The organism is Stappia sp. G46H5W, from assembly GCF_058448995.1.
Genome location: NZ_JBZFLL010000001.1, coordinates 537,327 through 558,059 on the forward strand (window position 1 = coordinate 537,327; position 20,733 = coordinate 558,059).

Here is a 20,733-nt window from a genome sequence, read left to right on the forward strand (position 1 = left end):
CTATGTGCGGGGCACGCTCCGTTCCCCCTCCCCACCGCGATGCCTGCCATGACAGATCCAACTCTTGCCCACGACCTGCGGATCGAGACCGGCCGCGGCGCGATCTTCGCCCGGATGTGGTGGCAAAAGGCCTCTCTCCACGATGCGCCGCCGCCGATCGTGCTGTTTCACGACTCCCTCGGCGCCGTCGATCTGTGGCGCAGCTTTCCGCAAGCGCTTGCCGGGGCGACAGGTCGTCCCGTGATCGCCTATGACCGGCTCGGCTTCGGACGCTCGGACGCCTTCCCCGGAGCGCTGCCTGCGGACTTCATCGAGGCGGAGGGACGCGACACCCTCCCGCTCTTGCGCGAGGCTTTCGGCTTTACGCCGTTTGTCGCCTGCGGTCACAGCGTCGGCGGCGGAATGGCTGTGGAGACCGCGGGCCGATATCGCGAGACCTGCCTTGCCGTCATCACGATGGGCGCGCAGGCCTTCATTGAGGATCGCACGCTGGACGGCATCCGCGTCGCGCGCGCTACGTTTCAACAGCCGGAAGAACTGGCGCGGCTTGCTCGCTACCACGACGACAAGGCGCGCTGGGTGGTGGACGCCTGGACCGAAACCTGGCTGTCGCCGGATTTCGCCGGCTGGACGCTGGACAAGGCGCTGGACAAGGTCGCCTGCCCGCTGCTCGCCATCCACGGGGATGCGGATGAGTTCGGCTCGCCCGCCCATCCCGGCCGCATCGCCGAGGGACGCGGGCGCGCCGTGCTGCTGCCCGGCATCGGTCACAATCCCCACCGCGAGGCCGAAGCACAGACCGTCGCAATGATCGCCGGCTTCCTCGCCGGGCTCGATGGCTATGCCGATCAGGGGCTTGGTTTGGGCGCTGGCGCGTAACCCGCCTTAAACGAAAAGTGGCTAGAACGGGCTTCACAGGCTCGCGTTCGTGGCCGAACTACCATGATTCCGCCCCAGTCCTTCCGCCAGATGGCGGGCAATCCGGGACCTGTCCAGGCCACGCGCCGGCTGCCCGAAAACCAACAGAACAACCCGTCGAGGAGCCTCATGTCCGCTTCAAGTGCCTCGTTCCGCAAGACCGGATCCATGGCCGGCCGCGCCGCCGCGCTGACACTGGCCGCGACGCTCGCGCTGTCCCAGACTGTGCCCGCACAGGCCGGCTTCATCGGCGACCTGCTCTTTGCCCCCACCTATGACGAAGACTATGTGCCGAGCACCTATGGGTCGCGCGCCGACTGCCGCAATCCGTCCGCCGGACCGTGGCGCGGCATCGTCGGCGGCCGCAAGAGCGTCGACCTGAGGACCATCCAGTTCTCGCGCGAAGGCTGCTTCCAGACGGAGGCCGAGTGCCGGGCGTTCCTGAACCACATTTCCGGGTATCTCACGCTGGTCTTCACTGCCCAGTGCAGCCGGCGCTGAACCAGCCGACAGCCGCGAGTTCCGGCCGGGATACAAAAAAGGCGGGTCCGCGAGGACCCGCCTTCTTCGTTTGAGCCGGAGCGTAAAGCCTTACGATGCGGCCTGGAACAGCTCGTCGACATAGTCCCAGTTGACCAGATTGTCGACGAAGGCCTCGAGGTACTTCGGGCGCGCGTTGCGGTAGTCGATATAGTAGGAGTGCTCCCACACATCGACGCCCAGCAGCGGCACTGCGCCGTGCACCAGCGGGTTCTCGCCGTTCGGGGTCTTCGTGACGGCCAGCTTGCCGTCCTTCAGCACCAGCCAGGCCCAGCCGGAGCCGAACTGCGTGGTGCCGGCGGCAATGAAGTCCGCGCGGAACTTGTCGAAGCCGCCGAGGTCGGAGTCGATGCGCGAAGCCAGGCCGCCCGGCAGCTTGTTGCCGCCGCCATTCGGCTTCATCCACTTCCAGAAATGGATGTGGTTGTAGTGCTGGCCCGCATTGTTGAAGAGACCGGCGTTCTTGCCGAAGCTCTCCTTGACCACGTCCTCCAGCGACTTGCCCTCAAGGCCGGAATCCTTCAGCAGGTTGTTGCCGTTGGTCACATAGGCCATGTGGTGCTTGTCGTGGTGATACTCGAGCGTCTCGGCCGACATATAGGGGCCAAGCGCGTCGTAGGCATAGGGCAGGTCCGGGAGTTCAAAAGCCATGGAAACCTCCTCAGGGCGGGGGCGAAAGAACGATGCCGGCCAGACGGCCGACACTCGCAGGCGGAAGCCGGGGCGCCGTTGCCGCGGCGGCCTGCGTGGGTTGTAAGACATTCGGTCCGACAGCCGGATGACGGTCGGTCCGGGTTGCGGGCAACCTTCCGCAAATCGCGTCGGCTGCCTGTCACACAAGGCAAAATAGGCACCCGACCTTCAATCGGCAACGGGCATATGTGCCTTTTTCCCAAAGCCCTGACGCTGCTGCTCCCCGGCATCGTCACTTGCCGCAGGGCCCTCCACGGTTACCGCCCGCTCACCGCTTTCTCACCGCTCAGACAGATTTCCCCTCCCGGCCCGACGTCTCACGCGCTAGGTTTGCCTCCCGCCTCCCTGCCAAGCTTCGCAAGGCTCTTCCCCGCATGATTGCCAAGCCACGCACCACCGCCCCCTCCCCCGTGTTGCTCGCGTTCGGCGGTTTCTGCGCCTTGGCGGCCGCCATGGGCATCGGCCGCTTCGCGCTGACGCCGGTGCTGCCCTTCATGAGCGAAGCCATCCCGCTATCTGCCTCGCAGGCGGGCCTCATCGCTTCGGCCAATTATCTCGGCTATCTGGTCGGCGCATTGGCCGTGATGGCGGTCAGCAAGGACAAGATCGGCACGGGCTTCCTGCTCAGCCTGGCCGGCAGCGCGGCGACGTCCGCCTTGATGGCGGTCGACGGCGGCCTCGTCTGGCTCGCGCTGGTGCGGTTTTTCGGCGGCATCGCCAGTGCCGGCGTGCTGGTGTTCAGCTCCACACTGGTACTGGACCGGCTGGCAGCGGCCGGGCGCGGCGAACTCGCCCAGTTCTTCTTCTCCGGCGTCGGCATCGGCATCGCCCTGTCGGCGGCGACAGTCGGCTGGCTGGCCCGCGAAGGCGCGGGCTGGCAGGGCCTGTGGGCCGCCTGCGGCCTGGTGTCGGCAGTGCTGAGCATGGGCGCCATTCTCTTCGTGGTGGCGCGGGCGCCGCGCATGACCGCCTCGCCCGCGGCAAGTGCAGCGCCTGCACGCGCCCGCATCTCGCCTGCCCTTGTGCGCCTCGCCATCGCCTATGCGCTGTTCGGCATCGGCTATGTGGTAACCGCCACCTTCCTGACCTCGATCCTGCGCCAGTCGGAAACGCTGGCCCCGTTCGAGGCGCCCGCCTGGGCAGCGGTGGGGCTGGCCGCGGCCGGATCCGTCTGGGTCTGGGGCCGGGTCTCGGCCTGGCTGGGAGGGGCCTGGGCCTTCTCGCTCGCCTGCCTGGCAGAGGCCATCGGCGTTGCCGCCAGCGTGACATTCTCCGGCCTCGCCGGCATGGCGCTGGCCGCCGTCCTGCTCGGCGGCACGTTCATGGGCATCACGTCGCTGGGACTGATCGAGGGACGGCGCCTTGCCGGCGGGGACCCGCGCAAGGTGATGGCGCTGATGACTGCCTGCTTCGGCACTGGCCAGATGGTCGGCCCGACGCTGGCGGGCCTGATCGCCGATGCCACGGGCAGTTTCTACTGGCCGTCGATGGCCGCCGCCGCCCTCCTTGTGCTGGCGGCGCTGCTGGTCGGCCCGCTGTCGGGACCGCGCCCGGCGCGCGTCCAGGCAAAATGAAACGGCGGCACAGCCCTCGCCGCACCGCCGCTCCAATCATTCCGTCCGGTTCACACGAACCACTCAGCCGTGGGCGAATTCCCAGTAGAGGTCGCGGGCGCGCTGAGCGACCGGGCCCGGCTGCAGCTCGCGATCCTCGATCCGCTTGACCGGGACCACCTTGTTGTAGTTGCCGGTCGAGAAGATCTCGTCAGCATCCAGGAAGTCGCCATAGCCGAGCGTACGCTCGTAGACCTCGGTGCCGGCGTCGCGCAGCAGCTTGATGATACGCTGGCGGGTGATGCCATTGAGGAACGTACCGTTCCAGGCCGGCGTATGGACCGCACCGTCCTTGACCATGAACACGTTGGCCGTGGTCAGTTCCGCGACGTTGCCAAGCATGTCCAGCACGATGGCATTGTCGAAGCCGCGGGACTTGGCCTCGACAATGGCCCGGGCGTTGTTCGGGTAGAGGCAGCCGGCCTTCGCATTGACCGGCATGGTCTCCAGCGTCGGACGGCGGAACGGCGACAGGGTCAGCGAGATCGCCGCATCCTTCGGCGCGAGAGCCGCCTCGAACAGGCAGAGCGCGAAGCGAGTAGAGGCCGCATCGCCGGCGATGGTGCCGATGCCGTCGCCTTCCGCCCAGTACATGGGCTTCACATAGACCGGCGTATTGGGGGCGAAACGGGACAGGCCGTCCTGCGTCAGCTCCATCATCTCGCCGGCCTTCATCACCGGGTTGAGGCCAAGGGCGACCGCGGAAGCATTGAGGCGCTGACAGTGGAGATCGAGGTCCGGCGTCACGCCTTCAAAGGCGCGCGCGCCGTCGAACACCGACGAGCCCAGCCATGAAGCGTGGGTACGCGTACCCATGATCGGGGCATTGCCCTCGATCCAGTTACCGTCGATCCAGTTCCAGGTTTGCGACCATTCGCTCATCTTCTGCTCCCGATCCGTCTTGGCGCGATTGGTGGGGATCGAACGCCCTTCGCCGGCGAAGGTCAAGGCCCTCCCGCACGCGCGCGGGAAAAGGACCGAAATGTTCCGCACACACCGCGCCACCGTCCAAATCGATCCAGCTACGCCAAATTTCGGGAATGATGTTGCGCAGCGGGCTGCCTTTCGCTCGCTTCCTCACGAACCACCCCGGCGAACCCATGAGACGTCCTGAGCCGGCTTCTTGTGCGGCGCACAAGAAGCCTTGACCTCGGGCCGGGTTGGCTGTTTGCTTGGCAGCTGAACAAAATTGCGGCAACGCCGCCAGAGGGCTCCCGATGCCGGGTGCCCCACCCGCCAAGGCCCCAAGCCCATGTCCCATTCCGCGACTCGCCCTGTCTCCGCCTATGTCTTCGACGCCTACGGCACGCTGTTCGACGTGCACGCGGCGGTGCGCCGCCATGCCGGCGATCTCGGCCCGGAGGCTGTAAGCCTGTCGACGCTGTGGCGGCAGAAGCAGCTCGAATATTCCTGGACGCGCGCCCTGATGGGTCGCTACCTGGATTTCTGGTCATTGACCGAGCAGGCGCTGGACACAGCGATGGCGATGACGGGAAAGAGCGATGCGGACCTGCGCCAGCGGCTGCTCGACGCCTATTGGAAGCTCGACTGCTACCAGGAAGTCCCCACCGTTCTGAAGCGCCTCAAGGACGACGGCAACCGGCTGGCGATCCTGTCCAACGGCTCGCCGGCGATGCTGGAGGCTGCCGTTCGGGCCGCCGGGATCGAGGACCTGCTCGACGAAGTGTTCTCCACCGACCTGCTGAAGACCTACAAGACCCGGCAGGACGTCTACGAGCTGGTGACCAACCACTTCCGCATCTATCCCGAGGCGGTGTCGTTCCAGTCGTCCAACCGCTGGGACATCGCAGGCGCCACCGCCTTCGGGTTCCGCGGCGTGTGGATCAACCGCACCGGTGCCGCCGACGAGTATTCCGACCTGCCGCCGGTGGCCGTTCTGGCCGATCTGCAGGGCCTGCTGGCCCTGGCCTGAACGCCCTGGGCGGGCTCAGCAGAGCCGCTCCTTGGCGGAAACGAAAAACGCTCCGGCCCACGAAGGACCGGAGCGTTTCAAATCTGCCGGATCGAGGTCCGTCAGTAGGTCATGATCGCCGGCAGTTCCTTCGCCTGCGCCACCCACTTCTCCACGCCGGACTCGCTGGGAAGCTGACGAACGAGCTTCTTGGCCTCGTTCACTTCCTTCATCTTGGCATGGAGATTGGCCGGGACCCGGTGCTTGAGCTCCTTGACCGTGTCGACGCCAGCAGCCTCGAGAAGCTCGGAATATTCCTCGCCAACACCGCTGATGCGCATCAGGTCGGCCATGTTGGCCCACTTGAGAATGCGCTTGTCATCGATCCCGGTCTCTTCGGCCAGCGCCTTGCGGCCCTTGGGATCCTTCGCCCGCTCCAGATAAGCATCGGTGGTCTTGATACCGACCGCCTGCAGCTTCTCCGCATAAACCGGGCCGATACCCTCAATCTCGTCAATGGAATAGGACATCTCGCACCTCCAGACTTGCCCGGCACCAGCCGCCGGGCTTCAAGACAACCGGTCGCGGCACAGCACGGCCAGCTCAGAGCACCTGGCCGAGGCCGGGGATCGAGGAAACCACACGATCGACCACATCGGCGCCTGCGTGTTCGCGCGCGGCCTGCACCAGTTCGCGGGTGACGGTCTGCACCTCGCCCATGTCGAGCCCCGCATTGGTCAGCTCATTGAGGGCCGCCATCGCTCCCATTCCGCCGCCGATGCTGCCGCCGAGCTTGCCTGCAAGGCTGCCGAGCAGCCCGCCGCCACCGCCGCCGCCCTGCTCCGCCATCAGCTGAGAAGCGCCCGGCAGGGCATCGACGATCCGGGCCACCGCATCCTGCGGGCCGTCGCGATCGAGAAAGTTGAGGATGATACCGATCGCCTGACGGGCGAGGTCTTCGCTGATGCCAGCAGCCGCAGCAATCCGGCTGACAAGTTCGTCCATGTGTCCCCCCAGAGGAATCATCGGGCGTCTGGCCGGTAATTTGGCACGAGAGCGCGCACCGCGACAACCGCTATACACAGCGCGATCTGCGGGTTACATGGTTTTTCGAAGCGTCGGAGGGGCCGACGGTGGCAGCGGAGGCGCACGCAGTGCAGGACGCAGACAAGATCTTCATCGGCGGATCGGGCAAGCCGGAATATCTGACGCTGAAGCTTGCCAACCGGCACGGCCTGATCACCGGCGCCACGGGCACCGGCAAGACCGTCTCGCTGCAGATCCTCGCCGAGGGCTTTTCCAATGCAGGCGTCCCGGTTTTCTGTGCCGATGTGAAGGGCGACCTGTCCGGTATCGCCGCCAGCGGCGAGAGGAAGGACTTCCTGGAAAAGCGCGCCGCGCAGATCGGCTTCACGGACGATTACATCTACGAAGACTTCCCCACGATCTTCTGGGACCTGTTCGGCGAACAGGGACATCCGATCCGCGCCACGGTCTCCGAGATGGGGCCGCTGCTCCTCGCCCGCCTGATGGACCTCAATCCGACGCAGGAAGGCGTCCTCAACGTTGCCTTCGAACTGGCGGACGACGAAGGCCTGCTGCTGCTCGACCTGAAGGACCTGCAGGCCTTGCTCGCGCATGTGTCCGAGCGGGCGTCGGAGCTGTCGCGCGTCTACGGCAACGTCTCGAAGGCCTCGGTCGGTGCGATCCAGCGTCAGTTGCTGATGCTCGAGCGCCAGGGCGGCGATGCCTTCTTCGGCGAACCGGCGCTCGATATCCGCGACATGATGCGCACCACGCGCGACGGGCGCGGCGTCGTCTCGGTGCTGGCCGCCGACAAGCTAATGGGCGCGCCGCGCCTCTACGCCACCTTCCTTCTGTGGCTGCTGTCCGAGCTGTTCGAGGAACTGCCCGAAGTGGGCGACCCGGAAAAGCCGCGGCTGGTCTTCTTCTTCGACGAGGCGCATCTGCTGTTTTCCGAGGCGCCCAAGGCGCTGCTGGAGAAGGTCGAGCAGGTGGTACGGCTGATCCGCTCCAAGGGCGTCGGCGTCTATTTCGTCACCCAGAATCCGCTCGACGTGCCGGACACGGTTCTGGCGCAGCTCGGCAACCGGGTGCAGCATGCCCTGCGCGCCTACACCCCGCGCGAACAGAAGGCCGTTCGCGCCGCCGCGGAAACCTTCCGCCCCAACCCGGATCTCGACACCGAGCGCACCATCATGGAGCTGGGCGTCGGCGAGGCGCTGGTCTCGGTGCTGGAAGGCAAAGGCGTTCCTTCCATCGTCCAGCGCACTCTGGTGCGGCCGCCCTCCTCGCGGCTTGGGCCGCTCACCGCGAGCGAGCGCCGCGAGATCATAACGATGAGCCCTGTCGGCCATCTCTACGACGAGACCGTGGATCGCGATTCCGCCTTCGAAGTGCTCAAGCGCCGGGCCGAAGAGGCAGCCCGGATGGAAGAGCGCCAGAAGGCGCGCGAGGAGCAGGAGATCGAGCGGCGCGGCTCGCCCCGTCGCACCCGTTCCGGCTTCGAGATCCCCGACTTCGGCACCTCGCCCACCCCGGCACCCAGCCGCAGCCGGACCCGGTCCAGCCGCTCGCGCTCCGACAGCGTGGCGGACGCTGCCGTGAAATCGGTCGTGCGTTCGCTGGGCTCGGCACTCGGCCGGGCGCTGGCACGCGGCGTCCTGGGCTCGATCAAGCGGGGCTTCTAGGCCTCGCTCCGGACCGGGCCCGGAACTCTCCACAGATCCTTTTTCGGCCCGCCGGCGGCGGGGCCGGCCTCGCCGCGACGGCAATCAGCGGCTTGCCTTCGGTAAAAAGCCGGAGGCCTTTGTTGGCATAATATGAATAATTGACTCATGTTTTTGCAGGTCCTATGCCTGCCCCATCGAGCCACCCGACAGGCGGCTCCCGAGATCCGGTTCGCCCGAGCAAGCACACGCAGCCAGGCTGAACCCGTCCCCAAATATCCAACAAGAGACCGCGCGGACATTTCGCGCTGCGACCGGGCATGCGTGTCCGGCGCCGCACGTCCGCCTGTCCGGAAAAAGGTTAGGCATGACGTCAAGCAGATCGAAGCTCCTGCGCGCCACTGCGCTGTCCACTGCGCTTTGCGGTCTTCTTCTCGCCCCGGCGATTGCCGATGCCCAGCAGGTTGATCCTGCAGGGGTGGGCGCGCCCTTGTGGGGACCGCATCTGGAAGTCGGCGGCAAGGCGGGCACGACTGGTCGCTCCAGCACCGGAGAGACGACCCTCTTCGTGCCGCTGTACCAGACCTTCGATCGGCTGATCTACACCGACATTCGCGGCACGTTCGGCGCCTCCGGCTCGCAGGAGGTCAATGCAGGTCTCGGCATCCGCCAGATCATCGACAATCGCTGGATCGTCGGTGCTTACGGTTTCCTCGACTACCGCCGATCCCAGTACAACAACCATTTCCTGCAGGTGACGCTCGGCGCCGAGCTGATGACCGAGCATTTCAACCTGCGCGCCAATGCCTATCTGCCGGTCGGCAAGACGACACACCAGCTCGCCTCCCATGACACTGCGCGGGTCGGCCCGAGCTCGATCACCGTGCGCGGCGGTGAGGAACGCGCCATGCGCGGCCTCGATATCGAGGCGGGCGTCCTCACCGGCCTCAACCTGCTGGGCGACGGACGCGACGAATTCTGGCTGCATGGCGGCGGCTACGCCTTCTGGGAAGACAAGGCGGAAACCGTCTGGGGGCCGCGTGTGCGCGCCGAATACCGGATGAACGATGTCCTGTTCGAGGGCAGCCGCGTCAGCCTGCTCGCCGAGTACCAGTACGACAGTCCGCGCGGCTCGCAAGGCTTCTTCGGCGCCCGGCTGCGCCTGCCCCTGCAGCGCGCGATCGGCGGGGAAGAGCGCGGCACGCGCCTGACCGCGCTTCAGCGGCGGATGACCGAGACGGTGGTTCGCGACGTGGACGTGGTAACCCAGGCCGGAGCCTTTGGAGCCGAGGTAACGGGCGTCGATGCCCGCACGGGCGCGACGCTCGACAACCTGGTGGTGATCGACCCGGCGAACGGCAATGTCGGCCAGGCCATCGAGGCCGCTACCCCCGGCCAGCAGGTGTTCGTCAACGGCAACGGCACGGTCATCGAGATCGACGACACCATCACCCTTGCTGCCAACCAGCGGATCGCCGGCGCGTTCGACGTGCGCAATCCGCTCACCGGCCGCACCTTGCGGGTGGGCGACACCCGCCTTCACGGCAGCGACGCGTCACGCGACCTCTTCGCGATGGCGGACGATACGGTCCTCTCCGGCTTCTCGCTGTCTGGCGGCCGCACCGCAGTTGCATCCGACGGCGCCAGCCGAGTGACGCTTACGGACCTGCGCATCTCGAACGTGGCCGGCACCGGCATCAACTTCCAGAACGGTTCGGACCTCACTGTGGCCCACGTCGCCCTGTCGGAAATCGCCTTCGACACGGCGGACGGTTTCAGCAACTTCAGCCCGGAAGACACCGAGGTCGGCGTCGGCATCCGCCTCAACCGGGCGAGCCACGTCACGGTCGAGAACGTGACCGCCGACCGGGTGGGGATGGGCATCTTCGCCAATGTCTCGCAGGACCTCACCTTCGCGAATGTCGACATCTCGAACACGGCGAAGGAAGGCCTGGTGTTCCACTATGTCCACCGCGCCGACCTCAATGCCGTCGACATCGCCCAAACCACTGCGGACGGAGCGGCCTTCGTCGCCTCCGGCGAGATCGGCTACCGCAACTCCGTGCTGACCGGCATCGGCGCGCTGCCGAGCCTCGGCGTGCGCAGCGGCATCAACATCAGCTCGTTCAGCGGCGACTGGTCGATCATCGTCGGCTCGGAGTCCAACCACGGCTACGACTTCCAGAACCTGACCATCGATGGGGCCACCAACAGCGGCATGATGATCATGGGCATCCGCGACTCCAGCTTCACCGACATCTCGATCTCCAATGTCGATGTCATCGGCATCCAGCTGATGCAGATGCTGAACCCCTCCGACGCACTCACCTTCGACACGGTGGAGATCGACCAGGCGGGCCGAGCCGGCTTCTGGATGATGGGCGCTTTCGAGAACCTCAACGGCTCCGTAACGGTCACCGGAACGCCCGAGGCCTGCGGCCGCTCGCCCTTCATGCCGACAAGCCTGACCCAGTCGCCCGGTAGTGCCTTCGTGCTGAATGGGGCGGAACTCACCAATGCCGACGTGACGAGCACCTGCGCGCCCGTCAACAACTACTAGGACGCGGACAACGCGCCGCCGCGCCATCCGCGCGGCGGCCTTTCCACAAGCGGCCGCCTCCCCGGCCCCAAGGCGCGGCGGGTCCCGATCCGGGACCGCGCCGCGCCTTGCCTTGACCGCTGATCTGTGTCCATGCTGGGTTCCCTCACCAGCGCGCCGGCCGCAGTCCTTGCCATGGTCTGTCGGCCCGCGGGCATCCTCTCGCAGCGGAGCCCTACCATGTCCGATCTCGACCGGGTCCTGTCTCGAATCGACTCCGATTTCGACGACTCGCTCGCCCGTCTCTTCGACCTCGTTCGCATCAAGAGCATTTCCACCGACCCGGCCTTCAAGAACGATTGCCGACAGGCAGCGGATTGGCTGGCGAACGAACTGACGGCCATCGGCATCCCGGCGAGCGTGCGCGACACCAACGGTCACCCGATGGTCGTCGGCCACCGCAAGGAAGACGGCAAGGCAGGCCCCCATGTGCTGTTCTACGGCCATTACGACGTCCAGCCGGTCGATCCCCTCGACCTTTGGGAGCGCGATCCGTTCGACCCGGCCGTCGTGACCCGCCCGGACGGCTCGAAGATGATCGTTGCCCGCGGCTCCGCGGACGACAAGGGCCAGCTGATGACCTTCGTCGAGGCCGCCCGCGCGTGGATCGCCGAGACCGGCGGGCTGCCGGTCTCCGTCTCCGTGCTGCTGGAGGGCGAAGAGGAGTCCGGCTCGCCGTCGCTCCATCCGTTCCTGACCGCCAACAAGGACGAGCTCGCCTGCGACCTCGCGCTGGTGTGCGACACCGGCATGTGGGATCGCCAGACCCCCGGCATCACCACCATGCTGCGCGGTCTCGTCGGGGAAGAGATCACCATCACCGCCGCCGACAAGGACCTGCATTCGGGCATGTATGGCGGCGCCGCCCGCAACCCGCTGCATGTGCTGGCCGACATTCTCGCCGGCCTGCACGACGAAACCGGCAAGGTGACCCTGCCCGGCTTCTATGACGGCGTCATCGAGATGCCCGAGGACGTGCGCGCGCTGTGGGACAAGCTCGGCTTCGACCACGAGGCCTTCCTCGGCGGCGTCGATCTGAAGTATCCGGCGGGCGAACAGGACCGCACCGCTCTTGAGCAGATCTGGACGCGCCCGACCTGCGAGATCAACGGCGTGTGGGGCGGCTACAACGGTGCCGGCTTCAAGACCGTCATCGCTTCGCAGGCCCATGCCAAGATCTCGTTCCGCCTGGTCGGCGACCAGGATCCGGAGAAGGTGCGGGCCGCCTTCCGCGCCTATGTGGAAGCAAAGCTCCCGGCAGACTGCACCGTCACCTTCCACAAGCACGGCGGCAGCCCGGCCCTGCGCCTGCCCTTCGACAGCCCGGCCCTGGCCAAGGGCCGCAAGGCGCTGTCCGACGAATGGGGCCGCGAGGCGGCGCTGATCGGCTGCGGCGGATCCATTCCGATCGTCGGCGACTTCAAGACCATGCTCGGCATGGACTCGCTGCTGATAGGCTTCGGGCTGGATGACGACCGCGTGCACTCGCCCAACGAGAAGTACGAGATGACCAGCTATCACAAGGGCATCCGCTCCTGGGCCCGCGTGCTCGACGAACTGGCGAAGGGCTGATTGCGGCAATGAAGTCTATCTGCGTTTTCTGCGGCTCCAGCATGGGAGCCAAGCCCGCCTATCGCGAGGCCGCCGTCGCCACCGGCGCGGCCATTGCCCGCTCCGGCCGGCGCCTCGTCTATGGCGGGGCGAAGGTCGGGCTGATGGGCGCGGTCGCCGATGGTGCCCTGGCGGCCGGCGGCGAGGTCATCGGCGTGCTGCCGCTCTCCCTGCAGGAGAAGGAGCTCGCCCATGCCGGTCTCAGCGAGCTGCACATCGTCGCCTCCATGCACGAACGCAAGGCGATGATGGCCGACTTCTCCGACGGGTTCATCGCCCTGCCGGGCGGTGCAGGCACGCTGGAGGAGCTGTTCGAGATCTGGACCTGGGGGCAGCTCGGCTATCACCGCAAGCCCTGCGGCTTCCTGAATGTCGACGGCTTCTATGACGGGCTCCTCGACTTCCTCGACCTGCAGCGGGACGAGGAGTTCGTGAAACCGGTGATGCGCGACATGGTGCTGGTGGCCAACGACCCGGCGGAGCTGCTCGCCAGGTTCGAGCGCTACGAGCCGCCGGCAACGCCGAAGTGGATCAAGCGCGACGAAACCTGACCCGGCGCCCGCCGCCCTCGGCGGCGGCAGGCGACGTGGACACCAAATGACAACGGCCACCCGGACTAATCGTCCAGGTGGCCGTTTTCGTTTCTGCTGCCGGCTTTCCGCCGGCGTCCCGTCCGCCTCCGGTCAGAGCCGGATCTGGCCGTAGCGCAAGGCCTCGACCACGGTATGGGTCTTGTTGGATGCGTTGAGCTTGGCGCTGGCGTTCTGCAGATGCGCGTGCACCGTCCGCTGCGAGATGTCGAGCAAACCGGCGATATCGCTCGCAGTCTTGCCGAGCGCGGTGAGCTCCAGCACACGCCGCTCGCGCGCCGAAAGGTCGCCAGGGCGCTGCGTCGACAGCACACCGAGATCGATCAGCCGGCGGAAGGCGGTGTTGCAGATCAGCTCGAGATTGGAGAGCTCGACCGAGCCCGCCTCCAGATGGGCGCCACCGCCCATCACCACGGCCTGGAACGGATGCGTCTCCGTCACCGGCACCACCACCACGCGGGTTTCACCGCCGAGCGACGCAAAGAGCTCGGAGTGCTCCATGTCGCCCACCGTCACATCCCAAAGGAATGCCCGGTTGCGCATCAGACCCAGCATCAGCGCGCCGTCCTCGGTGTCGAGGTCGCTGCGCTCGATGCCGCCGGCACGCTCGTCCGCCCAGCGGAAGCGGTGGACCAGGCCATCGATCGGCCGGTTCGGCATCGGCAGCCCGGTCACCAGGATATGTGTCGCCCCCAGCTTGCGCAGCTGAGCCTCGACGATGTCGAGAACATGCTTGCCCGTCTGTGCTTCGGCAATCGCCGCCGCCTTGGACTGCGTCTCCATCGGGTCGGCCATCTCTTCCCTGCCTTTCGTCCTAAGAGCCTCGCCGGCTCGCGGCTTGGCATCTTCACCCATGCATACACTCGCAAATTGTGCCAGTTTGAGGGCCGACACCCGCCGAGCGCGCATTTCCCGCTCCGCAAGCCCGTCAAACTAACAGGCGTACCACCACCCTGCAGGCGCTCCTTCCCTGTCAGAATTTCCCCGCCCCAGCGAGGCTCCCGACGCGGGACGAACCAAAAACCGCACTATGCCGGCGCCCTCCCCCTCCCCGGAGGGGCGTCCGACCACGGTCTTCCGAATCCTGACAGGGCAGCTGACCCCGAGTACTCCAATCAGACCATGGAACGCCGGAGTTCTGCAACCCTCTGTTACCAATAGTTTTTACTGCAACGAAAGAAAAGCGTCGAGGCGTCTCCGCAATTCATTGCGATTTCAACCTTTTCAAGTCGCCTCACGACCGAGCGGCGAAAAACCGTGCCGGATCGCCGCATCCATTACTGTCAATTCCGCGAAGGGCAATCTCATCAGGGGTACCGCGCGTGGTGGAGGGGACAAAACACCGCCCCCTCAGGGGTTCCTTGCCAGGCTCATGAGTGCTATCTGCCGGGCCGGGCACAGTCGAGGAGATCCGATTCACGATGAGACTTTCACGTTCCGCCCTCTTCCTTCTCCTGCCTCTGCTTGCCGCCTGCTCGCCGACGCTCGATGGCGACACCGTCGGCTCGATCCGCACGCCAGGCCCGCAGGTCCAGATCACCGAAGCCGGCGCCGGCGGCATCACCGCCGAAACGACCTACTCTGAAAAGGCGATCGCCGCTGCCCTGCCCGGCTTCACCACTGAAGGCTTCCAGGCCGCGACCGAGGACAAGACCGAGTGGGCCATAGGTGCCTACAACGCCGAGGGTTTCCAGGTTCTGCACTTCTACAAGGGCAGCAACGGCAAGCTGCGCGAGATGCACGGCGTGACCCACCACCTGCAGGGTCCCAACGGCGAGCGCATCGGCATGAGCTTTGCGGATATCGGCACCTCGCGCGGCGATTGCCGGGTCGGCCGCAACCTGTGGCGCGGCATGGCGATCTGCAAGGCGCGCGGCACCAGCAACGTCACGCTCGTCTACGCGATCCCGCAATATCCCGGCCCGTTCGATCAGCTCGCGCCCAGCGACCAGCTCCGCGAAGCGGTGCTGCAGCGGATCATCTGGACGCCCGGTCGCGCCTGACCTTCCCCTTCCTATCGGAACCGCGAGCACCGTCCCGTTTCGGGACGGGTGTTCCGGCACGCCGTTTGCGTCGTATGCGGCGGGGAGAGTGGATAGGCATGAAACGAGACAGGCAGCACATGGCATCGCCGTTTGAGGCGCAAGGTCGCGCGCAATCCGGGCCGACACGGCGCGGGCTGTTGCGCGGCGGGCTGGCGCTTGCCGGTCTCGTTTCACCTCTTCTCCTGCCGCACGCCGCAAGGCCGGCTGCCGCAGCGGTACGCGTCGCGGACCTGCGCGGCACCATCGAGGCGAGCGAATTCGGCATCCGCCCCGGCGCGGCTGACGACCAGAGCAGCCTGATGCAGCAGGCCATCGATGCGGCGGCCGAGCGCGGACGGGCGCTGTTCCTGCCCGGTGGACGCTATACGGTCGCCAACCTGCGCCTCCCCCCCGGTACCCGCCTTGTCGGCCTGCCCGGCCAGACCCGCCTCGACTATCAGGGCGGTGGCCATCTCCTGTTCGCGCAAGGACCCGGCACCATCGGCATGGAGGGGATCCATTTCGACGGCGACAACCGGCTGCTCGGCGAATACACGCCTGCCCTGCTGCACTTTGCCGATGTCGACGACCTCCTGATCGAAGGCTGCACCATCACCGGCAGCTCGCAGGCAGGCCTCGCGCTGGACCGCTGCGGCGGGCGCGTCGTCGGGAACACGATCTCCGGGGCCCGCACGGCCGGTCTGCGCTCCATCGAGGCGCGCGGTCTGTCGATCACCGACAATCATGTCCATGACTGTGCCAATGCCGGCATTCTGGTGCATCGCTGGAGTGAGGGAGAGGACGGCAGCATCGTCTCCGGCAATCGGGTGGAGCGGATCTCCGCCCGCGACGGCGGCACCGGGCAGAACGGCAACGGCATCAACATCTTCCGTGCCCATGGCGTCGTCGTGCGCGGCAACCGCATCGCCGATTGCGCCTTCTCGGCGATCCGCTCCAACAGCGGTTCCAATGTGCTGATCGAGGGCAATTCGTGCCTGCGTTCGGGCGAGACCGCGATCTATTCGGAATTTGCCTTTCAGGGAGCGGTGATCGCCGACAACCTGGTCGACGGCGGCGCCATCGGCATTTCCATCGCCAATTTCCTGGACGGCGGCCGGCTTGCCACCTGCTCGGGAAATATTGTCCGCAACATCGTCGATACCGGCCCCTATCCGGCGGAAGTGCAGGGCTTCGGCATCGGTATCGCTGTCGAGGCCGACACGGCTGTCACCGGCAATGTGGTGGAAAAGGCCGCGCGCTTCGGCCTGCACATGGGCTGGGGGCCGTATCTGCGCGACGTCAGCATCGCCTCAAACGTCATCCGCGACTGCCCGGTGGGCGCGGCCGTGACGGTGGTCGAGGGAGCCGGCGCAGCGCTGATTTCCGGGAACATCTTCTCCGGCACGCCGGGCGGCGCCGTCGTCGGCCATCGCTGGAAGGAAGCGGCCACCGGCGACCTGACACGGCCGGGCGCGGCCGACGGCTTCGGCCATCTCGCCATCCAGGGCAACATGGTGCGGTAGGACCGGCGGTCGCCGGTCAGCGCGGCTCAGCCGGCACTCGTCGTCAGGCGAGGCTTCTCAGCGGCGCGAAGGCTTCTGCCACGGCACGAATGCTGCCGACGGGCCTGCCGTTCCAGTTGGCCAGCGGCGGCGCGAGCCAGGGGCGCAGGGCTTTCGCCTCGTCCTCGTCGAGTTCCAGCAGAGCATCGATGACAGCGGCCATCATCGTTTCGGCCGCGCGCGTCGCGCCGTCATCGCATTTCAGCGCAATGCCGAAGCCGAGCTCGGGGATCGCCGCGGTGAAGACACCTTCGGCGCCGGTTTTCACGAAGACCCGCCCGCCGAGTGCTCCCATCACCTCGGTACAAAAGCGGCCCGTACCGGCGATCATGAACGGATGGTCGACACAGGCATTGTAGAGCCGTTCCACCGCCTGTGCGCGCAAGGGCTCGAGCCCTTCGCCGGTCCCCAGACAGGCAAAGGCACGCGCCAGCGGCGCCATCGGCATCGCATAAGCGGGGATCGAGCATCCGTCCGTGCCGCGCGGCATCGCGGACAAGTCAATGCCGGCCATCTGCTCGATGGCGGCCCGCACCTCCAGCTGTACCGGATGGTCCGGCTCGACATACCCGCGGGTGGGCACGCCGAGCGTGCGGGCAAGGCCGAGGAAGCCGGAATGCTTGCCCGAGCAGTTGTTGTGCAACGGGCAAGGCGAGGCATCCGCCCGGTGAAGGACGGCAACGTCCTCCATCCGCCGCGGCCACTGACTGCCGCATTCCAGCGCGTCCTCGTCGAGGCCGGCCTTCATCAGCATCACCCGTGCCGCGTTGACATGCACCTCCTCGCCATTGTGCGAGGAGCAGGCGAGCGCAAGCTCGGCATCGTTGAAATCGAGCGCTTCAGCAGCTCCCGATTCCACCAGAGGCAGGGCCTGGAGAACCTTGATGGCCGAGCGCGGGAAGACCGGACGCTGATGATCGCCGAGCGCCGCGACCACATGGCCTGCAGCATCGACCACCGCAAGGGCGCCGCGATGGCGGCTTTCCACCGCATCACCGCGCAGCACTTCAACCAGCACCGGGTTTTCCATCTCGCTCAAGCCCTTTCGGCGGCCACCTGGAGGGAACCCGGCGCCGACAGGACGGCAGAGACGCTGCCGCGGGCCGAGAGGAAAGCGTCCAGCCGTTCCAGCGCCCCGTCCAGCACCTCGTCCTTCTTGCAGAAGCAGAAGCGCACGAAATTGGTCGGCGCATCGGCGACGTAGAAGGCGGAGACCGGCACAGCGGCAACGCCCGCCTCTTCCACCAGTTGGCGGCAGATATCGACATCCGTGCCCTGCAGGCCGAGGGTCGAGACGTCGCAGGTCAGGAAGTAGGTGCCCTCGCACGGCAGCACGCCGAAGCCGAGTGCCGCGAGCCCGCTGGCGAAGCGGTCGCGCTTGGCCTGCATCTCGTCGCGCAGGGTCAGGAAGTAGCTGTCTTCCTTGCCAAGGCCATAGGCCACCGCCTTCTGCAGGTTCGGCGGCGTCGTGAAGGTGACGAACTGGTGCGCCTTGGCGATCGGATCGAGCAGGTTCGGCGCAGCCGTGACATAGCCGACCTTCCAGCCGGTCAGCGAGAAGGTCTTGCCGGCGGAGCCGATGCGCACCGCACGCTCGCGCATGCCCGGAAACGCCATCAGCGGCAAGTGCTGGCGGCCGTCGAACAGCAAATGCTCGTAGACCTCGTCGCAGATCGCGTAGACGCCGTGCTCGATGCAAAGACGCGCGATCGCGGCCAGTTCCTCTTCCCCGAACACCTTGCCGGCCGGGTTCATCGGGTTGTTGATGAGGATCGCCTTGGTGTTCTCGGTGAAGGCATCGGCCAGCTTGCCGAGGTCGAGCTTCCACTGCGGCGGGGTCACGCGCAGGCGCACCGGAATGCCGCCCGCCCGCTTCACCAGCGGCAGATAGCAGTCATAGAGCGGCTCGATCAGGATGACCTCGTCGCCCGGCTCCAGCAGGGCCAGCAGCACGTCGGCCAGCGCTTCGGTCGCGCCCGAGGTGACCATGACCTCGCTCTGCCAGTCGACGTCGAGATCGTAGAAGCGCTTTGTGGAGGCGGCGACCGCCTGGCGCAGCTCCGGCAGGCCCAGCATCGGCGGATACTGGTTCGGGCCGGCCATCAGCGCATCGGCTGCGGCCTGGCGCACGTCCTGCGGCCCGTCCACATCCGGAAAGCCCTGGCCCAGATTGATCGCTCCATTGGCGATGGCGAGCCGGGACATGGTCTCGAAGATCGTCGTCGGCAGTCCGGTGAAGACAGGATTGGTCGGCTTCATGGCGTGCTTGCGTTCCCACATGGCGACTTTGTCCGGGGGGTTGTAGCCATTCGCGGCGGCTGCGTCGAGTGAGGATGCGCGAACGGCCCGCGCCGGCCTCCCGCTAGGGAAGATCGGCACGGGCCGTCGGGACGTCCGGATGGTGATACGAGCTCAGCGCACCAGGATGTTGCGGAACTGCCAGGGATCGCTCTCGTCGAGATCCTCCGGGAAAAAGCCCGGGCGATCGGTGAGCGGCGTCCAGTCGGTGTAGTAGCCCTTGACCGGGCCGAGATACGGCCGCTGGACCTCGAGGCAACGGCGGTAGTCCATCTCGTCGGCCTCGACGATGCCCTCGTTCGGGTTCTCCAGCGCCCAGACCATGCCGGCGAGCACGGCCGAGGTCACCTGCAGGCCCGTCGCGTTCTGGTAGGGGGCGATTTCGCGGGTCTCCTCGATGGAGAGCTGCGAGCCGTACCAGTAGGCGTTCTTCTCGTGGCCGTAGAGCAGCACGCCGAGTTCGTCGATGCCGTCGATGATCTCGTCCTCGCCCAGCACGTGCAGGGTCTCCTGCATCTTGCCGGCGGCGCCGAACAGCTCATGCAGCGACAGCACCGCGTCGTTGGCCGGGTGATAGGCGTAGTGGCAGGTCGGACGGTAGACGACCTTGCCGTCCTCCTTCAGCGTGAAGAAGTCGGCGATGGAGATCGACTCGTTATGCGTGACGAGGAAGCCGTACTGGGCGCCCGGCGTCGGGCACCAGGTGCGCACGCGGGTGTTTGCGCCCGGCTGCTCCAGGTAGATCGCAGCCTTGCAGCCCTTCTTGTGCTTGCGGGCGTTCTTCGGCATCCACTTCTCGTGCGTGCCCCAACCCAGCTCGGACGGCTGGAAGCCCTCGGAGAGGAAGCCCTCGACCGACCAGGTGTTCCAGAATGCGCCCATCGGCTTCGGCTTCTTGGCCCGCTGGGTGTCGCGCTCGGCGATGTGCACGCCCTTGACGCCGACCTTCTTCATCAGCTTCGCCCAACCCTTGCGGTTGGTCGGCTCCTCGAACTTGGCACCGGTATCGCGGGCGATGTCGACCAGCGCCTGCTTGACGAACCAGGAGACCATGCCGGGGTTGGCACCGCAGCAGGACACGGCGGTGGTGCCGCCCGGGTTCTTCTTCTTCTCGCGGCGGACGGTCTCGCGCAGCGCGTAGTTGGTACGCGAGGCGTTGTCGGCGTTCTCGTCGAAATAGAAGCCGAGCCAAGGCTCGACGACGGTGTCGATATACAGGACGCCCAGCTCGCGGCAGAGCTTCATCAGATCCAGCGAGGACGTGTCGACCGACAGGTTGACGCAAAAGCCCTGGCCCTCGCCCTCGGTGAGCAGCGGCGACAGGACATCACGGTAGTTGTCCTTGGTGATCGCTTCCTTGAGGAACTTGTAGCCACGGTCATCGACCAGCTTGCGGTCGGCGTCGACCGGATCGATCACCGTCACGCGCGAGGCGTCGAAGCGGAAATGGCGCTCGATCAGCGGCAGGGTGCCCTTGCCGATGGAGCCGAAGCCGATCATCACGATCGGGCCGGAAATCGTGCCGTGCACGGGCCAGGACTTCTCCGCCGCAGCAGAGCTGGCGGCCGACTGGGTCGCCGGGGCGGACTTGGCGGTCTTCTTCGCCGCCGGCATCTTCGTTTCGGTCATGGCGGGTGTCCTTTTGCTTACAACTGTCGGCATGGCGGGCAGCGGGCAAGGCTC

Annotated in this window: 18 protein-coding genes; 10 read left to right on the forward strand and 8 right to left on the reverse strand. The window is 66.5% G+C overall.

Features of this window, described 5'->3' with window-relative positions; all coding sequences use genetic code 11:
• Positions 1-48: 48 nt before the first annotated feature.
• Positions 49-879 carry an alpha/beta fold hydrolase gene (locus ACVJ6E_RS02235; RefSeq protein WP_120269080.1) on the forward strand — a complete coding sequence of 277 codons (831 nt, stop codon included), beginning with the start codon at positions 49-51 and terminating at the stop codon, positions 877-879.
• Positions 880-1,047: 168 nt separating this feature from the next.
• Complete coding sequence (locus ACVJ6E_RS02240) at positions 1,048-1,419, forward strand: hypothetical protein (protein ID WP_147421866.1); 372 nt, start codon at positions 1,048-1,050, stop codon at positions 1,417-1,419.
• Positions 1,420-1,509: 90 nt separating this feature from the next.
• On the opposite strand, the gene ACVJ6E_RS02245 is transcribed toward ACVJ6E_RS02240, so the two are convergent.
• A complete protein-coding gene (locus ACVJ6E_RS02245) occupies positions 1,510-2,109 on the reverse strand; it encodes a superoxide dismutase (RefSeq protein ID WP_120269078.1) in 600 nt (199 codons plus the stop codon).
• A 416-nt stretch (positions 2,110-2,525) separates the two neighbouring features.
• On the opposite strand from ACVJ6E_RS02245, the gene ACVJ6E_RS02250 reads away from it, so the two are divergent.
• Positions 2,526-3,725, forward strand: coding sequence for a YbfB/YjiJ family MFS transporter (locus ACVJ6E_RS02250; RefSeq protein WP_208996698.1), 1,200 nt, complete (start codon positions 2,526-2,528; stop codon positions 3,723-3,725).
• A 63-nt stretch (positions 3,726-3,788) separates the two neighbouring features.
• On the opposite strand, the gene ACVJ6E_RS02255 is transcribed toward ACVJ6E_RS02250, so the two are convergent.
• Positions 3,789-4,646 carry a branched-chain amino acid aminotransferase gene (locus tag ACVJ6E_RS02255; RefSeq protein WP_120269284.1) on the reverse strand — a complete coding sequence of 286 codons (858 nt, stop codon included), beginning with the start codon at positions 4,644-4,646 and terminating at the stop codon, positions 3,789-3,791.
• 370 nt (positions 4,647-5,016) lie between these two features.
• On the opposite strand from ACVJ6E_RS02255, the gene ACVJ6E_RS02260 reads away from it, so the two are divergent.
• Entirely contained in the window at positions 5,017-5,697 is a 681-nt protein-coding gene (locus tag ACVJ6E_RS02260; protein WP_120269077.1) for a haloacid dehalogenase type II, read from the forward strand.
• Positions 5,698-5,798: 101 nt separating this feature from the next.
• Here the strand turns inward: ACVJ6E_RS02260 and ACVJ6E_RS02265 are convergent, their stop codons facing one another.
• Both ACVJ6E_RS02265 and ACVJ6E_RS02270 read right to left on the reverse strand, forming a co-directional pair.
• On the reverse strand, positions 5,799-6,206 hold the full coding sequence (locus tag ACVJ6E_RS02265; RefSeq protein WP_120269076.1) for a DUF4332 domain-containing protein: 408 nt from the start codon (positions 6,204-6,206) through the stop codon (positions 5,799-5,801).
• 73 nt (positions 6,207-6,279) lie between these two features.
• Positions 6,280-6,681, reverse strand: coding sequence for a DUF2267 domain-containing protein (locus ACVJ6E_RS02270; protein ID WP_120269075.1), 402 nt, complete (start codon positions 6,679-6,681; stop codon positions 6,280-6,282).
• A gap of 149 nt (positions 6,682-6,830) precedes the next feature.
• Between ACVJ6E_RS02270 and ACVJ6E_RS02275 the strand changes: the two genes are divergently transcribed.
• The 4 genes from ACVJ6E_RS02275 (at position 6,831) to ACVJ6E_RS02290 (ending at position 13,127) form a co-directional block, all read left to right on the forward strand.
• Entirely contained in the window at positions 6,831-8,387 is a 1,557-nt protein-coding gene (locus tag ACVJ6E_RS02275; RefSeq protein WP_120269074.1) for a helicase HerA-like domain-containing protein, read from the forward strand.
• A gap of 346 nt (positions 8,388-8,733) precedes the next feature.
• Positions 8,734-10,926: an inverse autotransporter beta domain-containing protein gene (locus ACVJ6E_RS02280; RefSeq protein ID WP_120269073.1), complete on the forward strand. Its 2,193-nt coding sequence runs from the start codon at positions 8,734-8,736 to the stop codon at positions 10,924-10,926.
• 219 nt (positions 10,927-11,145) lie between these two features.
• On the forward strand, positions 11,146-12,537 hold the full coding sequence (locus tag ACVJ6E_RS02285) for a dipeptidase (RefSeq protein WP_120269071.1): 1,392 nt from the start codon (positions 11,146-11,148) through the stop codon (positions 12,535-12,537).
• A gap of 8 nt (positions 12,538-12,545) precedes the next feature.
• Positions 12,546-13,127 (forward strand): LOG family protein, encoded by a 582-nt coding sequence (locus ACVJ6E_RS02290; protein WP_120269070.1) that lies wholly within the window; start codon positions 12,546-12,548, stop codon positions 13,125-13,127.
• Between the two features lie 132 nt (positions 13,128-13,259).
• Here the strand turns inward: ACVJ6E_RS02290 and ACVJ6E_RS02295 are convergent, their stop codons facing one another.
• Positions 13,260-14,021, reverse strand: coding sequence for a helix-turn-helix transcriptional regulator (locus tag ACVJ6E_RS02295; RefSeq protein WP_491676390.1), 762 nt, complete (start codon positions 14,019-14,021; stop codon positions 13,260-13,262).
• Positions 14,022-14,587: 566 nt separating this feature from the next.
• Between ACVJ6E_RS02295 and ACVJ6E_RS02300 the strand changes: the two genes are divergently transcribed.
• Together ACVJ6E_RS02300 and ACVJ6E_RS02305 are read left to right on the forward strand one after the other, a co-directional pair.
• Complete coding sequence (locus ACVJ6E_RS02300; protein ID WP_120269068.1) at positions 14,588-15,169, forward strand: DUF1131 family protein; 582 nt, start codon at positions 14,588-14,590, stop codon at positions 15,167-15,169.
• Between the two features lie 119 nt (positions 15,170-15,288).
• Positions 15,289-16,713: a TIGR03808 family TAT-translocated repetitive protein gene (locus ACVJ6E_RS02305; RefSeq protein ID WP_120269067.1), complete on the forward strand. Its 1,425-nt coding sequence runs from the start codon at positions 15,289-15,291 to the stop codon at positions 16,711-16,713.
• Between the two features lie 43 nt (positions 16,714-16,756).
• Here ACVJ6E_RS02305 and ACVJ6E_RS02310 read toward each other — a convergent pair whose 3' ends face one another.
• From ACVJ6E_RS02310 to ACVJ6E_RS02320, 3 genes are all read right to left on the reverse strand, one after another.
• Entirely contained in the window at positions 16,757-17,782 is a 1,026-nt protein-coding gene (locus tag ACVJ6E_RS02310; protein ID WP_120269066.1) for an asparaginase, read from the reverse strand.
• A 5-nt stretch (positions 17,783-17,787) separates the two neighbouring features.
• Positions 17,788-19,011 (reverse strand): aminotransferase, encoded by a 1,224-nt coding sequence (locus tag ACVJ6E_RS02315; RefSeq protein WP_120269283.1) that lies wholly within the window; start codon positions 19,009-19,011, stop codon positions 17,788-17,790.
• 153 nt (positions 19,012-19,164) lie between these two features.
• On the reverse strand, positions 19,165-20,550 hold the full coding sequence (locus ACVJ6E_RS02320) for a homospermidine synthase (RefSeq protein ID WP_067339392.1): 1,386 nt from the start codon (positions 20,548-20,550) through the stop codon (positions 19,165-19,167).
• Positions 20,551-20,733: the final 183 nt, after the last annotated feature.

Excerpts from the sequence above, each read along its gene's own strand:
- ACVJ6E_RS02300 (WP_120269068.1), top strand. The coding sequence starts at position 14,588 with ATGAGACTTTCACGTTCCGCCCTCTTCCTTCTCCTGCCTCTGCTTGCC.
- ACVJ6E_RS02285 (WP_120269071.1), top strand. The coding sequence starts at position 11,146 with ATGTCCGATCTCGACCGGGTCCTGTCTCGAATCGACTCCGATTTCGAC.
- ACVJ6E_RS02305 (WP_120269067.1), top strand. The coding sequence starts at position 15,289 with ATGGCATCGCCGTTTGAGGCGCAAGGTCGCGCGCAATCCGGGCCGACA.
- ACVJ6E_RS02265 (WP_120269076.1), bottom strand. The coding sequence starts at position 6,206 with ATGTCCTATTCCATTGACGAGATTGAGGGTATCGGCCCGGTTTATGCG.
- ACVJ6E_RS02315 (WP_120269283.1), bottom strand. The coding sequence starts at position 19,011 with ATGAAGCCGACCAATCCTGTCTTCACCGGACTGCCGACGACGATCTTC.
- ACVJ6E_RS02240 (WP_147421866.1), top strand. The coding sequence starts at position 1,048 with ATGTCCGCTTCAAGTGCCTCGTTCCGCAAGACCGGATCCATGGCCGGC.
- ACVJ6E_RS02260 (WP_120269077.1), top strand. The coding sequence starts at position 5,017 with ATGTCCCATTCCGCGACTCGCCCTGTCTCCGCCTATGTCTTCGACGCC.
- ACVJ6E_RS02290 (WP_120269070.1), top strand. The coding sequence starts at position 12,546 with ATGAAGTCTATCTGCGTTTTCTGCGGCTCCAGCATGGGAGCCAAGCCC.
- ACVJ6E_RS02320 (WP_067339392.1), bottom strand. The coding sequence starts at position 20,550 with ATGATCGGCTTCGGCTCCATCGGCAAGGGCACCCTGCCGCTGATCGAG.
- ACVJ6E_RS02295 (WP_491676390.1), bottom strand. The coding sequence starts at position 14,021 with ATGGGTGAAGATGCCAAGCCGCGAGCCGGCGAGGCTCTTAGGACGAAA.
- ACVJ6E_RS02245 (WP_120269078.1), bottom strand. The coding sequence starts at position 2,109 with ATGGCTTTTGAACTCCCGGACCTGCCCTATGCCTACGACGCGCTTGGC.
- ACVJ6E_RS02280 (WP_120269073.1), top strand. The coding sequence starts at position 8,734 with ATGACGTCAAGCAGATCGAAGCTCCTGCGCGCCACTGCGCTGTCCACT.
- ACVJ6E_RS02270 (WP_120269075.1), bottom strand. The coding sequence starts at position 6,681 with ATGGACGAACTTGTCAGCCGGATTGCTGCGGCTGCTGGCATCAGCGAA.
- ACVJ6E_RS02235 (WP_120269080.1), top strand. The coding sequence starts at position 49 with ATGACAGATCCAACTCTTGCCCACGACCTGCGGATCGAGACCGGCCGC.
- ACVJ6E_RS02250 (WP_208996698.1), top strand. The coding sequence starts at position 2,526 with ATGATTGCCAAGCCACGCACCACCGCCCCCTCCCCCGTGTTGCTCGCG.
- ACVJ6E_RS02310 (WP_120269066.1), bottom strand. The coding sequence starts at position 17,782 with ATGGAAAACCCGGTGCTGGTTGAAGTGCTGCGCGGTGATGCGGTGGAA.
- ACVJ6E_RS02255 (WP_120269284.1), bottom strand. The coding sequence starts at position 4,646 with ATGAGCGAATGGTCGCAAACCTGGAACTGGATCGACGGTAACTGGATC.